Here is a 15,660-nt window from a genome sequence, read left to right as displayed (position 1 = left end):
GTCCGGGGCGCGGGCGCCGCACGGGAGCTCTCTGTGTCCTGTCTCGCCGGTTCCGTACGCCGAATGCGTACGGCCTGGCGAAAGTCTTCTGGTCGGTTGCCGCCCGACCCAGGTGGCTCCCGAGTCAGAGGGCGGCGCTACGACGTCCGTCCCTTCGCGGAACTTCCCTACGCGGGCGCCTTCGCGGCGGCAGCGGGTTCGGCCGTTGTGGGGGCCTGAGCTGCCTCGCGGTCGGGCGCGAGCGGGTCGGTCACCGTGCCGGTCTCTTCATCGAACAGCCCCTGCGCCAGCCTGGTCACCGCAGCGGGGACCGGCGGCGCCAGGTCGGCCACGGCGCGAAGACCGGACAGGACGTCGTCGGGTCGTACGGCAGGCGTCACGTGCCGAACAACCAGCCGCAGTATCGCACAGGGCTGGTCCGTCGGCCTATCAGCAGGTTCACTGTGCGTCTCGAGTTGTACGACGGCGGCGCGGGCGTCGAAGGTTCGGACGCCGTTCTTGGCCATCCGCTGGACCTCGACGGCGTCGGCCTTGTTGAAGGCCTCCACCGCGCGATCGGCGTCGGCCGGGTCCACCCCGTCCAGCCGCAGCTCCCATACGGAGGCCGTCAGCCGGTCGGCGAGGCCGGAGGTCCGGGCCTCGACCGCGTCGACGACGTCGAGCCCGGTGGGCAGCGACTCGTCGAGGAGGATTCTCAGCTTCTCCGGGTCACGCGCCGCGGTGAGCGCGATCTCCAGATACTCCGCCTCACTGCCCGTGCCGGTGGGTGCGGCATTGGCGTACGACACCTTCGGATGCGGCGTGAACCCCGCCGAGTACGCCATCGGCACCTCGGCACGGCGCAGCGCACGCTCGAAGGCGCGCTGGAAGTCACGGTGGCTGGTGAACCGGAGGCGGCCGCGCTTGGTGTAGCGCAGTCGGATGCGCTGCACCGCGGGTGCGGGCGGCGGGCCTTCGGGCTGTCGCTTGCCCAGTGTCGTTCAGTCCTTCGTGAGAGCGGTCGTACTCCTACCAAGAGTACGTGCCTCGGCCCCCGATGGTTCCCGCCGGCCGACCGCCTCCCGCTCCCGCGACTCCCCGAAGAGCATCCGGCGCACGTCCGCGCGGGCCTGCCGGGCGGTCTCCCGGGCGGCGGCCAGGGTCTGCCGGGCGGCCCGGCCCACGCCGCGCGCGGCGCGGGCGGCGGGACGCAAGCCGACGTCCCGGACGACATGCCCGACCGGTGTGAGGACGGTCCGGTACGCCCAGCGCACGGGCTTCACGAAGATCCAGCGGAAGAGGGTCCCGAGGAACCGTCCGAAGGCCCGCGAGATCCGTCCGGCGATCCGCCAGGCGTGCCCGAGGGCCTCCCCCGCCTCCCGCGCGACGACCGCCAGGAAACGGCCGACGGGGGCGAGCACCCAGCGCCACAGGACGAGGACCGGCAGCACGACCAGGATCCGGGCGGTCCAGTACAGGACCAGGCCGATCCCGGTGACGAGCAGGGTCAGGAGCCGCCACACCCCTCGTGCGCACCAGGCGATCACCCGACCGGCCGGCGCGAGGATCCACCGGTGGACCCAGCCGGCCGGAACGACGACGAGATACCGCACCAGCCACGCCACGACGGTGTACGCGCCGACGCCGACGGCCGCGAGGACGGCCCCGATCCCCTTCAGCAGCCACCGGCCCGCATGCCCGAGCGGCGTCAGCACGCGCGCGTACACCCACGCCAGCCCGGCCCCGATCCCGCGCGCCAGCCACGCGATACCGTGCCCGACCGGAGTCAGGACGTACCGGTAGAACCACACCACCGGCGCCACGAGCAGCACCTTGACGAGCCACCCGAGCGCCCTGCCCACCGGGACGACGACATACCGCCACAGCCCGATCGACGGCCAGACGAACAGCGCCTTCCCGAGCCACAGCAGGGCCCGTCCCAGCGGCCGGAGCACCGCGTCCCTCAGGAGCCGCCCCACGACGACGAGGGTGTCCCACACCATCCTCACCGGCACGACCAGCACGAGCACGACGATCCGCACGGGCAGCCGGATCGCCACCACGAGACACCCCTCGGGCGCCCGCACGGGCGGCTGCGCGGGCGGTCCGGCGGGCGGTTTCTCCAGGTCCATATCGACGTAGACGCTACAACCACCCCGGTGGATGCGCTGTTGAGGGTGCGTCAGGGGCGGGCTACTTCTTCCGGGGCCGCGCCGCCTTCCCCGCCCGGGACGCCTTCGGACGGCGTTCCGGGCCCCCCGGCCGGGGAACCGCCTGTACGTGGGGCGCGGAGAACCCGCGGTTGGTCTGCGTCTGATGGCGGACGGCATCGGGCAGGTCCGGCATCGCCAGCAGCGTGTCGCACGCCCGGACGGCGGCCTGGTGATCGCCGACCCAGTAGGCGCAGATGGCGAACTCGAAGAGCAGGCCCCACCGGTACACCCAGGACCTGGTGAACAGCAGGTCGTCGGGCTCGCTCCGGCCGACGACCGCGCCGAGCAGGGCGTACGCGGTGTGGTAGCGGCTCCGCAGGCGCAGCCGCGAGGCCAGTTCGTAGACGGCCTCGAGGCGGGCCGGGCGGGACTCCCAGGCGCGGGAGAACGCGTTCATGGCTCCGGGCCAGTCGTCCGCCTTCTCCGCCCGCAGGACCCCGGCCTCCAGCAGCGAGCAGTAGACCTCCTCGCCCCAGCCGCCGAGCTCTGCACGCCGCTCGTACAGTGCGATCGCCTCGTCCACATGGCCCAGGTCGCGTTCGGTGTTGGCGAGGTAGAAGACCGTGCGCGCGTTGGTGGGGTCGCGCTCCAACTCGCCCCGCAGCAGGCGCGCGTCGCGCTCGAACTTGTCGCTGCGACAGCCGCCGTCCGCGTGGTCCTCGATGACGAGCGCCTCCAGGTTCTCCTGCCGGTCGGGGCCGTCGGTGCACGGGTACTCGTGGGTGACGCCTTCGTAGCGCCAGGCCAGGTCGCCCCGCATGAGGTGCTTGAAGCGGTGCTGGGTGCCCGGGGTGTCGTAACGCAGCATGTACGAGCCCGCCGTCAGCCGGGGCAGCGGGGCGTCCTGGCGCATGACGTGGTCGGCGTCGAGAGTGAGCAGGTAGTCGGCCTTGCCGCGGGCGTGCCGGATGTTCAGTGTCCGGTTGTGCCCGAAGTCGACCCAGGGCTCCTCGTGGAGCTCGCCCGGAATGCCGTCGAGCACCTTGCGGATCAGGTCCTGAGTGCCGTCGGTCGAACCGGTGTCGGAGATCACCCAGTAGTCGATGAGGGACCGTACGGACTCCAGGCAGCGTTCGATCACGCGCGACTCGTCCTTGACGATCATGCACAGGCACAGGGTCTGGTTCGTCACGGGCGCCAAGGTGGCACAGGCCGGCCCCCCAGCCGCCCGCTCCACGCGGGGAGTACCCCATCAGCACGCATCTATTAGTCCGATAAGTCGATAAAAAATATCTTTTGGACCTTGTGCCTCGCGGGAACCGGTTCGCTCGGGTCAAGCTCCCCTCAGGTTCGGGAAGCGCCCCGGCCGCTCGAAGCAAGGAGCACTTGAATGCGCCCAGAGTTCGGACCGTACTCACTCCTCGGGCCGGTGGCCCGACACCGATGCAAGCGGGCCGGCATGGTGGCCTCGCTCGCCGTGATCGTGGCCGCCGGCGTGATCAGCCCGGCCGCCGCGGCGGCCCGCAGCGTCACCGACCGAGTACAGGCGGAGCTCCCCTCCGCCGGTGACAAGTGCAAGCCGGGGCACCACAAGCCGGATCACCACAAGCCGAGGGCGATCGAGGCCGGCGGCAAGGACAAGTGCAAGGGCCCGACGGGTCCCACCGGCCCCAAGGGTCCGAAGGGCCCCAAGGGCGACCACGGAGCCACCGGCGCGACCGGCCCCACGGGACCGACGGGCGCCACGGGAGCCACGGGCGCCACCGGTGCGGACGGGGTCGACGGGACCGACGGCGCGACAGGCGCGACGGGAGCCACGGGCACGGACGGCATCGACGGCGCGACGGGAGCCACGGGAGCCACGGGCACGCCGGGCGTCAACGGCGTGACCGGAGCCACGGGGGCCACCGGAGCCACCGGAGCCACGGGGGCCACAGGTGCCACCGGCACCGCGGGCACCAACGGCGTGACCGGAGCCACGGGCGCCACCGGCACCGCGGGAATCGACGGCGTTACGGGCCCCACGGGTGCCACCGGCTCGACCGGCGCGACCGGACCCTGTTCCGACATCGACGCGTTCCAGGACGCCAACGGCTTCGAGCTGAGGGTCGCGCTGACCGGCGGAGTGACGTACGGGGGCATCCACGACCTCCGCGGCGTTACGCCCCACCCGTTCCTGTGGACGGACCTCAGCACCCACCCGAACTACCCCGCCGGCGGTCTTGACCCCGACGGACGTGACGTGGGCTTCGTCTGCGGAGCCGCCGTCAACGGGCACAACGCCAACACCGGGAACCCCGTCAAGTTCGACGTCATGACCACCACCGGCCAGGTCTGGGAGACCACCTGCGTCGCGGTCGGCGTGACCAACCCGGCCACTTTGAACTGCAACGACGCCAACGGTCTGCCCAACCCCTGGACCAAGGTGACCCTCCAGCCGCTCGTCGGCGCCGTCAACGGCGGTTCTTGACGGATCCGGCACCACGCCGGAAGCGATGCCCGGAGGTCCGCCGACCGACCTCCGGGCACGTGGCACGACACCCCGCAGGGCCGCCGCGAATCCTCAGTGGCTGTGCGCCGCGCTCCCCGCCGGCTGATTCACCGTCAACGGCAGCAGCTTCTTGCCGGTCGGGCCGATCTGGATGTGGGTGTCCATCGCCGGGCACACCCCGCAGTCGAAGCAGGGCGTCCAGCGGCAGTCCTCGACCTCCGTCTCGTCGAGGGCGTCCTGCCAGTCCTCCCAGAGCCAGTCCTTGTCGAGGCCCGAGTCCAGGTGGTCCCAGGGCAGGACCTCCTCGTAGGACTTCTCGCGCGTCGTGTACCAGTCGACGTCCACGCCGAAGGCGGGCAGCGTCTTGTCCGCGCAGGCCATCCAGCGGTCGTAGGAGAAGTGCTCCCGCCAGCCGTCGAAACGGCCGCCGTCCTCGTAGACGGCGCGGATGACGGCTCCGATACGGCGGTCGCCGCGCGAGAGGAGACCCTCGACGATGCCCGGCTTGCCGTCGTGGTAGCGGAAGCCGATCGAGCGGCCGTACTTCTTGTCGCCCCGGATCTTGTCCCGGAGCTTCGTCAGACGCGCGTCGGTCTCCTCCGCGGAGAGCTGCGGCGCCCACTGGAACGGGGTGTGCGGCTTGGGCACGAACCCGCCGATAGAGACCGTGCAGCGGATGTCGTTCTGGCCGGATACCTTGCGGCCCTCGGCGATCACCTTCATCGCCATGTCGGCGATCTGGAGGACGTCCTCGTCCGTCTCCGTCGGCAGACCGCACATGAAGTACAGCTTCACCTGACGCCAGCCGTTGCCGTACGCGGTGGAGACCGTCCGGATCAGGTCCTCTTCGGAGACCATCTTGTTGATGACCTTGCGCATGCGCTCCGAGCCGCCCTCGGGAGCGAAGGTCAGGCCGGACCGGCGGCCGTTGCGGGTCAGCTCGTTCGCCAGGTCCACGTTGAAGGCGTCCACGCGGGTGGAGGGGAGGGACAGGCCGATCTTGTCCTCCTCGTAGCGGTCCGCGAGGCCCTTCGCGACCTCGCCGATCTCGCTGTGGTCGGCGCTGGACAGCGAGAGCAGGCCGACCTCCTCGAACCCGGTCGCCTTCAGGCCCTTCTCGACCATGTCACCGATACCGGTGATCGACCGCTCGCGCACCGGGCGCGTGATCATGCCGGCCTGGCAGAACCGGCAGCCGCGGGTGCAGCCGCGGAAGATCTCCACCGACATGCGCTCGTGCACCGTCTCGGCGAGCGGGACCAGCGGCTGCTTGGGGTAGGGCCACTCGTCCAGGTCCATGACCGTGTGCTTCGACACGCGCCACGGAACGCCCGACCTGTTCGGCACCACACGGGCGATCCGGCCGTCCGGGAGGTACTCCACGTCGTAGAACCGCGGGATGTACACCGCGCCCGTCTTCGCGAGACGGAAGAGGACCTCCTCGCGGCCGCCCGGCCGGCCCTCCGCCTTCCACTCACGGATGATCTTCGTCATGTCCAGCACGGCCTGCTCGCCGTCGCCGATGACCGCCGCGTCGATGAAGTCGGCGATCGGCTCGGGGTTGAAGGCCGCGTGGCCGCCCGCCAGCACGATCGGGTCGTCGAGACCGCGGTCCTCGGACGCCAGCGGGATACCCGCGAGGTCCAGCGCCGTGAGCATGTTCGTGTAGCCCAGCTCCGTGGAGAAGGACAGCCCGAACACGTCGAAGGCCTTCACCGGACGGTGGCCGTCCACGGTGAACTGCGGGACCGCGTGCTCCCGCATCAGCGCCTCCAGGTCCGGCCACACGCTGTACGTGCGCTCGGCCAGGACCCCCTCCTGCTCGTTCAGCACCTCGTAGAGGATCATGACGCCCTGGTTGGGCAGCCCGACTTCGTAGGCGTCCGGGTACATGAGCGCCCAGCGGACGTCGCAGGACTCCCAGGGCTTGACGGTGGAGTTGAGCTCGCCGCCCACGTACTGGATCGGCTTCTGCACATGCGGGAGCAAGGCTTCTAGCTGCGGGAAGACCGACTCGACAGACATCGCGGCATTACCTTCGTGAGCTGACGGGGACAGGGGTGACCATCAAGCGTAACCCGCTCGGAGGACTCCCCCGTCCGCGTAGCTCACGGCGCCAGGGCGCTTCTTTCGGATCAGCCCGGGTCCACGGCGCCCGGCACGGCACCTCGCGGCGTTGTCGCACGACCCGCGTACACCCCGTACGCGGATCATGCTCCGCCCTGCGACGCACCGCACCGGACACCGCGGCCTGATCCGACCCGATCCAAAAGAAGCGCCCTGGCTAGCTAGACCTCCATCGAACCGCTGGTCTTCTTCCACTCCGCCGGCAGGGCCTCCTCGACCCGCTCCGCGCGGCGCTCCTCACGGGCGTACAGCACGCCGTAGGTGAAGGCGCTCTCCCCCGCCGCGTGCGCCACGGCGGACAGCTCCCGCAGGGTGGTGCGGGCCATGACGCTGTCCTGGTGGTCGCCGAGCAGGCTCTGCAGCGACTTCATGGACTTGACCAGCGTCCTGGCCGTGCCACCGAGGGCCGGGCCGGCCGTCTCGGCCGCGTACCGCGTCCGCTTGGCCTTCTTGCGGGCCTCGTGCAGCGCGAGGTCGCGGTCGGTACCCGGTTCCTGCTCCATGGCCTCCTCGACCAGCGCGGACACCTTCCCGAAGTCCTTGCGTACGGCTTTGGAGAGCACCTTGTCCGGCTTCCTGCCGGCCGCCTTGAGCCTCGGCGGGTCGGCGACCACGGCGTCCAGGCTGTCGAGGAGCGTCAGATAGCGCTGGGAGTCGAGTACGCCGAGCAGCCGGCGGCGGGACCCGTGCTCCCCGGCCTTCGCCCAGGTGCGCAGCCGGTCGTGGATCGGTCCGGAGACCAGGGTGGCCGGCAGGTCACCGAGGGCCGCGTCCAGCCGTTCGGCCAGCACCTCGTGGTCGCGGCCCACGCCCAGCTCCCCGGCCAGCCATTTCAGTTCGGCGGCGATCGGGTCGGTGACCTCCCGGTCGAGGACGCTGCGGAAGGAGCGGAACGTGCTGCGCAGCCGGCGGGTGGCGACCCGCATGTCGTGGACCGACTCCTCGGTGTCCTGGCGCACGGCCGGGTCCAGCTCGACGATCGCGTCCCGCTGGGCACGGATGTACGCCAGGACGTGGTCGCCGGCGGTGACGGGCTCGGCGGGGCCCTCGTCCTTCGGCCGCGGGTGCCCGCCCTTCGTCTCCGCCAGCGCCCGCGCCAGCTTCGACGCCGACTTCGACGGCCGTACGCCCGCCTTGCGCAGCCGCTTCTCCACCTTGTCGAGCAGGACCGGATCGCCGCCGTCGGCGAGCTCCACCTCGATCTCGGTCCACTGGGCGCTGCCCTCGCCGCCGAACTGCCGGTCCGCCCGTACGGCGTCCACGCTCGCCTCGGCGAGCAGCCGGCCCTGTGCGTCGAGGAGTTCACGGATGTCCCGGCTGGAGCGCAGCCGCACCACGGGCACGAGCTGTCCCTCACGGATGCGGGAGCGGACCAGCCCGGCGAGCTCGTCGGGTACTGCGTCGGAGAGCGGGGCCCGGATCTCGTCCCGGACGCCGGGTCCCACCGGCAGCTTCAGGTGCCAGCCGGCGTCGGAGCCCCCGGTGCGGCGACGCAGGGTGATCGAGGCCGAGGCCAGGCGCAGGTCGGAGGTGTCGTAATAGGTCGCGTCCAGCTCGGTGACGCCCTTGTCGAGGACGGAGGCGACCCCGGCGACACCGGTCAGGTCGGGCAGCCCGCTCTCATCGGATTCGTACTTGCGCTCGATCTCGCGTTTCGTCTCCGTCATGAATCGAACCTAGTCGGAGTCGGGCCCGAACGGCAGGGCGCACCGGACCCGAATCACGACCCGACAGGGGGAAAACAGAAGGTCTGACGCTGTCTCGTGCCTCTCACGCCGACATGGGCCGCTGCACCCGGATGGACTGGAGCAACCCCAACGCCACCCAGACCGCGAACATCGACGTGCCGCCGTAGGAGACGAACGGCAGGGGCAGACCCGTCACCGGCATGATCCCCAGGGTCATCCCGATGTTCTCGAAGGACTGGAAGGCGAACCAGGCCACGATGCCCGCGGCGACGATCGTGCCGTACAGCTCCGTGGTCTCACGAGCTATGCGGCTGGCACGCCAGAGGATCACCCCGAGCAGGACGATGATCAGGCCCGCGCCCATGAAGCCCAGTTCCTCGCCCGCGACGGTGAAGACGAAGTCCGTCTGTTGTTCCGGGACGAACTGGCCCGTCGTCTGTGAGCCGTGGAACAGCCCGGCGCCGGTGAGGCCACCGGAGCCGATCGCGATCCGCGCCTGGTTGGTGTTGTAGCCGACGCCCGCAGGATCGAGGCTGGGGTTGGCGAAGGCGGCGAAGCGGGCGATCTGGTACTCGTCCAGGATGTGCAGCTGCCAGACGGCGATCGCGCCGGCCGCGCCCGCGCCGAGCAGTCCGAAGACCCATCGGTTGGAGGCGCCGGAGGCCAGCAGCACGCCCAGCACGATCATCACCATGACCATGACCGACCCGAGGTCGGGCATCAGCATCACGATCAGCATGGGGACGGCCGCGAGCCCGAGGGCCTGGAGCACCGTGCGGTGGTCGGGGTAGAGCTTGTCGCCCGCGTCCACCCGGGCCGCGAGCAGCATCGCCATGCCCAGGATGATCGTGATCTTCACGAACTCCGAGGGCTGGAGCGAGAAACCGCCGCCGACCACGATCCAGGAATGCGCGCCGTTGACCGTCGATCCCAGCGGTGTGAGCACCGCCAGGATCCCCATGAGCGAGAGGCCGTAGAGGACCGGCACCGCGTTGCGCAGGGTGCGGTGGCCGAGCCAGATCGTGCCGATCATCAGGCAGATGCCGATGCCGGCGTTCATGAGGTGCCGGACGAGGAAGTAGTACGGATCGCCCTGGTTGATCTCGGTGCGGTTGCGGGTCGCCGAGTAGACCAGGAGCGAGCCGATCAGCGACAGGGCGATCGCCGACATCAGTATCGGCCAGTCCAGCCGCCGGGCCAGCGAGTCACGGGCGAAGACCCGGGTCCAGCCGGCCCGCTCGGGCCCGTATCCGGAGACGGAGAAACCGTTCGCGCCGCTCATGTGCACATCCTCCGGCTGCCCCTCTTCCGCCGTCGCCTGCGGGTGTCGCGGTTGGTGCCCGTGTTCTGCTGCACGGTGGCCCCCGGCTGCGTCTCGTCCGGCTCCGGCGCGCCCTCCTGGCTGACGCGCTGCTCCTTCGCCGGGTCCTTGGAGACCTTCGGGGCCTTGATCGTGCCGTCCGCCTGGACCTTCGGCAGGCTGGTCTGCGGGGTGGGCAGCAGGGCGTTCTTCTTGTCGATCTTGCCGTCGTCGGCTACGCCGTACATCGCGTTGTAGATGTGCCGCACGGCCTCACCGGAGGCGCCGGAACCGGTACCGGCCTGCGCGATCGTCATCACGACCGTGTAGTCCTTGCTGTACGTGGCGAGCCAGGACGTCGTCTGCTTGCCGTAGACCTCCGCGGTACCGGTCTTGGCGTGCAGCGGGATCTCCTCCTGCGGCCAGCCGCCGAACTTCCAGGCGGCGGTACCGCGCGTGACCACGCCCTCCAGCGCGGCGTCCATGCCCTTGATCGTCGCCTTGTCGACCGGCAGCTTGCCCTGGACCTTGGGCTTGATCTCCTGGACGGTCTTGCCGTCGGCGCTGACGATCGCCTTGCCGATGGTCGGGGTGTACATCGTGCCGCCGTTGGCGAGCGCCCCGTAGATCACGGCCTCCTGGATCGGGGTGACGAGGGTGTCGCCCTGACCGATGGAGTAGTTGATCGAGTCGCCCTCGCGCATCTTGTTGCCCTCGAGGCAGTTCTCGTACGCGATCTTCTCGACGTAACTGCCGTCCTTCTTGCCGTACTTGCACCAGGAGTCCTTGTTGGCCTTCCAGTAGGACTCCTTCCACTGACGGTCCGGGACCCGGCCGGTGACCTCGTTGGGCAGGTCGATGCCGGTCTCCTTGCCGAGACCGAACTGGTGGGCGGCCTTGTAGAAGTAGTCCTTGGGCTCACCCTTGGCCGGGTTGATGCCGCCGTCCTTCTTCCACTCCCGGTCCGCGAGACCGTAGAAGACGGTGTCGCAGGAGACCTCCAGGGCCCGGCCGAGCGAGATCGGGCCGAAGCTCTCGCCCTCGAAGTTCTTGAAGACCTGGCCGCCCACCGAGTACGAGCTGGTGCACGGGTAGCCGCCGTCCCACTCGTAGCCCGCCTCGACCGCGGCGGCCGTGGAGACCACCTTGAAGGTCGAACCGGGCGCGGACTGACCCTGTATGGCCCGGTTCAGCAGCGGGTAGTCGGAGTTCTTCCCGGTGAGCTTCTTGTAGTCCTTGGCGGAGATGCCGCCGACCCAGACGTTCGGGTCGTAGGCCGGGGCGGACGCCATGGCGACGACACGGCCGGTCTTGGCCTCCATCACCACGACCGCTCCGGAGTCGGCCTTGTAGTTCTCGCCGGTGATCTTGTCGAACTGGGTGCGGGCGATCTTCATCGCGTTGTTCAGCTCGTACTCGGCGACCCGCTGGACGCGGGCGTCGATGCTGGTGACGAGGTTGGAGCCGGGCTGGGCCGCGTCCGCCTCGGCCTGGCCGATGACACGGCCGAGGTTGTCCACCTCGTAGCGGGTGACGCCGGCCTTCCCGCGCAGTTCCTTGTCGTACTGGCGCTCCAGGCCGCTGCGGCCGACCTGGTCGGAGCGCAGATACGGCGAGTCGGTGTCCTGGGCCTTGGTGATCTCGGCGTCCGTCACCGGGGAGAGGTAACCGAGGACCTGGGCCGTGTTGGCGTTCCCGGGGGCCGCGTAACGGCGTACGGCCTCGGGCTCGGCGGTGATGCCGGGGAAGTCCTCGGCACGCTCGCGGATCTGGAGGGCCTGCTTGGGGGTGGCCTCGTCGGTGATCGGGATCGGCTGGTAGGGCGAGCCGTTCCAACAGGGCTGCGGGGTCTTCGCGTCGCACAGCCGGACCTTCTGCTCGACGTCCTCGGGCTTCATGCCGAGGACACCCGCGAGCTTGGCCAGGACCGCCTTGCCGTCGTCCTTCTGCTTCAGCAGGTCGGTACGGGAGGCGGAGACCACGAGCCGCGTCTCGTTGTCGGCGAGGGCCACTCCGCGCGCGTCCAGGATCGAGCCGCGCACGGCGGGCTCGACGACCTGCTGGACGTGGTTGCCGGAGGCCTCCTTGGCGTACTCAGCGCCCTCCCGGATCTGGAGGTACCACAGGCGGCCGCCGAGGGTGCCGAGCAGGGAGAGGACGAGGATCTGGATCACGACGAGCCTGATCTGGACCCGTGGGGTCCGACCGGTCTCGGGAATGTTGGTCACTGCGGTGCCTCCCCCTCTCCGTACGCGGATGCGGTGCGCGATCTTGTGTGCGCGGACGAATGATGAACGATCAGCCTGTGAGGCCTCGTTCCGTCAGAACCTCCCCGTTCGGGTGATCCGTCCCCTGGCGCGCTCCGTGCGCCGACGCCCGCGCTCACAGCCGCTTGACCCCCTTGATCCGGCCGGCGCGCGCTCCGCGTGAGCGGGCCGCCTTGAGCTTCAGTCCGTTGCGCTGCCCGCCGATCCTGAGACCGGTCCCGGCGGAGAGCCAGCCGGACGAGATGTCCGGGCTGTTGGCGGCGGAGTTGGTCTCCGCCAGGGGATCGTTGTCGGCGCGCCGCGCCAGGAACATGACCGCGGGGACGACGAACGGGGCCAGCAGCAGGTCGTACAGACCGGCCGTGAACAGCAGCCCCGTGAGGCCGACATGGCGGGCGGCCGTGTCACCGACGAGGGCGCCCACCCCTGCGTACAGGAGGGTGGAGCCGATCGCGGCGCCGACGACCACGATCATCGGGCCGGTGGCCGACTTGATCTGCCCGCTCTCGGGCTTGACGAGCCCGGCGAGGTAGCCGATCACGCACAGCACGAGGGCGTACCGCCCGGCCGCGTGGTCGGCGGGCGGCGCGAGGTCGGCGAGCAGACCGGCGCCGAAGCCGATGAGGGCGCCGCCGACATGGCCGTAGACCATGGCGAGGCCCAGCACGGTGAGCAGGAGGAGGTCGGGGACGGCGCCGGGCAGGTGGAGGCGGGCGAGGACGCTCACCTGGATCACCAGGGCGACGACGACCAGCGGGACGGAGAGCAGGATCCGGTTGACGCGCATGGGGTTGTCAGCTCCTACTGCTGCTGGCCGTCTACGGGTGCGTTCGCGTTCGGAGTGACCGTCACGGTCACCGTCGGCGTGGGGACCGGTTTGGGCTTCGAGGGGAGCACGGTGTCGCGCGGATCCTTCTTCGGGGCCTCGACGACCACGCCCACGATGTCGAGCTTGGTGAAGCTGACGTACGGCGTGACGTAGAGGGTGCGGGTGAGGTCGCCGCCGGAGGGGTCGACACGGGAGACGACGCCGACGGGGACGCCGGGCACGAAGGGCTTGTCGGCCTGCGAGCCGAAGGTGACCAGCCGGTCGCCCTTCTTCACCTCGGCCTTGCCGTTGAGGAGTTCGACGCGCAGCGGCCGGTCGCCCTGTCCGGAGGCGAAGCCGAGTTCGTCGGACGCCTCCATGCGGGTGCCGACGGTGAAGTCGGGGTCGCTGGCCAGGAGGACGGTCGCGGTGTCGGGCCCGACGGTGGTGACCCGCCCGACCAGGCCGTCCCCGTTGAGGACCGTCATGTCGCGCTTGACGCCGTCGTTCGCGCCGACGTCGATGGTGATCGTCCAGGAGAAGCCCTGGGCCGCTCCTATCGCGATGACCTCGGCGCCCTTGATGCCGTACTGGCCGGTGCCGGCGATCTTCAGCATCTTGTCGAGCTGCGCCAGCCGGCTGCGGTTGCGGTCGTCGCTGCCGAGCTTCGCCTTGAGAGCCGCGTTCTCCTTCTCCAGGTCGGTGAGCCGGTCATGGCGTTCACCGGAGTCCCGGACGGCGGAGACGGCGTTGCCGACGGGATCCACCGCCGACGACACGCCGTTCTCGATCGGACCGAAGGCCGCGGCCGCGGCCTGCCGGGCACCGTCGACCGGGGAATCCTCCCCACCCCGGATGTCCACCGTGATCAGCGCGAACGCTACGGCGATCAGCAGCACCAGGAGCAGCCGGCTCTCTCGTGTGTCCCTCACGTGCGGCGGCCGTGCCCTTCCTCGAGAGAAAAACCAAGAACAGGAATCAGGAAGCAGGATCTGGAATTGGGGTAGCCCCGGGCCAAGATGACCAAGGGCGCTTTGTGGGAGCTTATGCCTCAATATCAACGATCCGCCGCACGAGAGGAGATCATCCCGTACGGCGGAATCGAAGCGTTACGTCATCTGCGGGGCGCGGCGTCCAGGACCTGCTGGAGCGCCTCGAACTCCTCGACGCACTTCCCGGAGCCGAGCGCCACGCTGTCCAGCGGGTCCTCGGCGATGTGGATGGGCATGCCGGTCTCCCGGCGCAGCCGCTCGTCCAGGCCGCGCAGCAGGGCTCCGCCGCCGGTCAGCACGATTCCTCGGTCCATGATGTCGCCGGACAGCTCCGGCGGGCACTTGTCGAGGGTGGTCTTCACGGCGTCGACGATCGCGTTGACCGGTTCCTCGATCGCCTTGCGGACTTCGGCGGCCGAGATGACGACCGTCTTGGGCAGTCCGGAGACGAGGTCCCGGCCGCGGATCTCGGTGTGCTGGTCGTCGTCGAGGTCGTACGCGGAACCGATCGTGATCTTGATCTGCTCGGCCGTCCGCTCACCGAGGAGGAGCGAGTACTCCTTCTTGATGTGCTGGATGATCGAGCTGTCCAGCTCGTCACCCGCGACACGGATCGACTGGGCGGTGACGATGCCGCCGAGCGAGATGACCGCGACCTCCGTGGTACCGCCGCCGATGTCCACCACCATGTTGCCCGTGGCCTCGTGGACCGGCAGGCCGGAGCCGATGGCCGCGGCCATGGGCTCCTCGATGATGTGCACCTGACGGGCGCCGGCCTGGGTCGACGCCTCGATGACGGCGCGGCGCTCGACGCCCGTGATGCCGGAGGGCACACAGACGACGACCCGCGGGCGAGCCAGATACCGCCGCTTGTGGATCTTCAGGATGAAGTAGCGGAGCATCCGCTCGGTGATCTCGAAGTCGGCGATCACGCCGTCCTTCAGCGGACGCACGGCAACGATGTTGCCGGGCGTGCGCCCGATCATCTTCTTCGCTTCGGCGCCGACCGCGAGGATGCCACCGGTGTTGGTGTTGATCGCGACGACGGACGGCTCGTTGAGTACGATCCCGCGACCCCTGACGTACACCAGCGTGTTGGCGGTCCCGAGGTCGACAGCCATGTCACGGCCGATGAACGACATTGAGTTCCCCATCAGGATTCGACTGGCCTTCCATGAGCTTTGAGGGCTTATCAGGTCGGCGAGGTGGGTGCTGTGACGTGAAGGCTTCCATCGTAAACGCGCCTGCACGAACACTGCGGAGCGGTCTCCGCCATTGTTTGCAGATGCTGTGAGGGTTCGCTTCTGGAGACGGGCGTTCGGGGACTCACGTTCCCTCGATCGCCCGCCTCAGGCGCTGCGGACTCCGTCGGATCAGGCGCGGCCGGGGAAGAAGATCTTCACCTCGCGCTCGGCGGACTCCTCGGAGTCGGACGCGTGGATCAGGTTCTCGCGGACGATCACACCGTAGTCGCCGCGGATGGAGCCGGGGGCCGCGGCGATCGGGTCGGTCGGACCCGCGAGCGCGCGCACGCCCTCGATGACCCGGTCCCCCTCGACGATCAGCGCGACGACCGGACCGGATGCCATGAACTCCACCAGCGGCTCGTAGAAGGGCTTGCCCTTGTGCTCGCCGTAGTGCTGCTCCAGCGTCTCCTGGTCCAGGGTCCGCAGCTCCAGCGCGGTGATCTGCCAGCCGGCCTTGCGCTCGATACGGCTGATGATCTCGCCGGTCAGGCCACGACGGACGGCGTCGGGCTTGAGCAGGACGAGGGTGCGCTGGCTCACGAGGTGACTCCTTCTACTGCCGGTGTGTTTCTCATGCCGGTGTGTGCGGTGGGATGAGGTTACAGGGC

12 protein-coding genes are annotated in these 15,660 nt (G+C 69.8%); 1 reads left to right on the top strand and 11 read right to left on the bottom strand.

Features of this window, described 5'->3' with window-relative positions:
- Window positions 1-167 precede the first annotated feature (167 nt).
- From QQM72_RS15355 to QQM72_RS15345, 3 genes are all read right to left on the bottom strand, one after another.
- Window positions 168-932, bottom strand: coding sequence for a TIGR03936 family radical SAM-associated protein (locus QQM72_RS15355; protein ID WP_314221433.1), 765 nt, complete (start codon window positions 930-932; stop codon window positions 168-170).
- 48 nt (window positions 933-980) lie between these two features.
- Window positions 981-2,111: a hypothetical protein gene (locus QQM72_RS15350; RefSeq protein WP_314221432.1), complete on the bottom strand. Its 1,131-nt coding sequence runs from the start codon at window positions 2,109-2,111 to the stop codon at window positions 981-983.
- A 61-nt stretch (window positions 2,112-2,172) separates the two neighbouring features.
- Window positions 2,173-3,324 (bottom strand): glycosyltransferase, encoded by a 1,152-nt coding sequence (locus QQM72_RS15345; RefSeq protein WP_314221431.1) that lies wholly within the window; start codon window positions 3,322-3,324, stop codon window positions 2,173-2,175.
- 198 nt (window positions 3,325-3,522) lie between these two features.
- Between QQM72_RS15345 and QQM72_RS15340 the strand changes: the two genes are divergently transcribed.
- Window positions 3,523-4,602 (top strand): hypothetical protein, encoded by a 1,080-nt coding sequence (locus QQM72_RS15340; RefSeq protein ID WP_314221430.1) that lies wholly within the window; start codon window positions 3,523-3,525, stop codon window positions 4,600-4,602.
- A gap of 93 nt (window positions 4,603-4,695) precedes the next feature.
- Here QQM72_RS15340 and QQM72_RS15335 read toward each other — a convergent pair whose 3' ends face one another.
- The 8 genes from QQM72_RS15335 to ndk all read right to left on the bottom strand — a co-directional run bounded on the left by QQM72_RS15335 (window position 4,696) and on the right by ndk (window position 15,592).
- Complete coding sequence (locus tag QQM72_RS15335; protein ID WP_314221429.1) at window positions 4,696-6,648, bottom strand: TIGR03960 family B12-binding radical SAM protein; 1,953 nt, start codon at window positions 6,646-6,648, stop codon at window positions 4,696-4,698.
- A gap of 263 nt (window positions 6,649-6,911) precedes the next feature.
- On the bottom strand, window positions 6,912-8,417 hold the full coding sequence (locus QQM72_RS15330; protein WP_314221428.1) for a CYTH and CHAD domain-containing protein: 1,506 nt from the start codon (window positions 8,415-8,417) through the stop codon (window positions 6,912-6,914).
- Between the two features lie 103 nt (window positions 8,418-8,520).
- Window positions 8,521-9,720: a rod shape-determining protein RodA gene (gene rodA / locus QQM72_RS15325; RefSeq protein ID WP_314221427.1), complete on the bottom strand. Its 1,200-nt coding sequence runs from the start codon at window positions 9,718-9,720 to the stop codon at window positions 8,521-8,523.
- Window positions 9,717-11,966, bottom strand: a complete 2,250-nt coding sequence (mrdA, locus tag QQM72_RS15320; RefSeq protein WP_314221426.1) for a penicillin-binding protein 2 — start codon at window positions 11,964-11,966, stop codon at window positions 9,717-9,719. Before mrdA ends, rodA begins: the two co-directional genes overlap by 4 nt.
- A gap of 154 nt (window positions 11,967-12,120) precedes the next feature.
- A complete protein-coding gene (gene mreD / locus QQM72_RS15315; RefSeq protein ID WP_314221425.1) occupies window positions 12,121-12,792 on the bottom strand; it encodes a rod shape-determining protein MreD in 672 nt (223 codons plus the stop codon).
- A gap of 14 nt (window positions 12,793-12,806) precedes the next feature.
- Complete coding sequence (mreC, locus tag QQM72_RS15310; protein ID WP_054244924.1) at window positions 12,807-13,745, bottom strand: rod shape-determining protein MreC; 939 nt, start codon at window positions 13,743-13,745, stop codon at window positions 12,807-12,809.
- A 182-nt stretch (window positions 13,746-13,927) separates the two neighbouring features.
- Window positions 13,928-14,947: a rod shape-determining protein gene (locus QQM72_RS15305; protein ID WP_054244925.1), complete on the bottom strand. Its 1,020-nt coding sequence runs from the start codon at window positions 14,945-14,947 to the stop codon at window positions 13,928-13,930.
- A 231-nt stretch (window positions 14,948-15,178) separates the two neighbouring features.
- Window positions 15,179-15,592 (bottom strand): nucleoside-diphosphate kinase, encoded by a 414-nt coding sequence (ndk, locus tag QQM72_RS15300; RefSeq protein ID WP_267019923.1) that lies wholly within the window; start codon window positions 15,590-15,592, stop codon window positions 15,179-15,181.
- Window positions 15,593-15,660: the final 68 nt, after the last annotated feature.

The sequence above is a fragment of the Streptomyces zaehneri genome (genome assembly GCF_032248645.1).
GTDB lineage: Bacteria > Actinomycetota > Actinomycetes > Streptomycetales > Streptomycetaceae > Streptomyces > Streptomyces coriariae.
This window is presented reverse-complemented; position numbering and strand designations above follow the sequence as displayed.

What these genes read in the sequence shown, in the direction of transcription:
- QQM72_RS15330 (WP_314221428.1), bottom strand. Translation starts at nt 8,417, where the DNA reads ATGACGGAGACGAAACGCGAGATCGAGCGCAAGTACGAATCCGATGAG.
- QQM72_RS15340 (WP_314221430.1), top strand. Translation starts at nt 3,523, where the DNA reads ATGCGCCCAGAGTTCGGACCGTACTCACTCCTCGGGCCGGTGGCCCGA.
- QQM72_RS15350 (WP_314221432.1), bottom strand. Translation starts at nt 2,111, where the DNA reads ATGGACCTGGAGAAACCGCCCGCCGGACCGCCCGCGCAGCCGCCCGTG.
- QQM72_RS15335 (WP_314221429.1), bottom strand. Translation starts at nt 6,648, where the DNA reads ATGTCTGTCGAGTCGGTCTTCCCGCAGCTAGAAGCCTTGCTCCCGCAT.
- mreD (WP_314221425.1), bottom strand. Translation starts at nt 12,792, where the DNA reads ATGCGCGTCAACCGGATCCTGCTCTCCGTCCCGCTGGTCGTCGTCGCC.
- QQM72_RS15305 (WP_054244925.1), bottom strand. Translation starts at nt 14,947, where the DNA reads ATGTCGTTCATCGGCCGTGACATGGCTGTCGACCTCGGGACCGCCAAC.
- rodA (WP_314221427.1), bottom strand. Translation starts at nt 9,720, where the DNA reads ATGAGCGGCGCGAACGGTTTCTCCGTCTCCGGATACGGGCCCGAGCGG.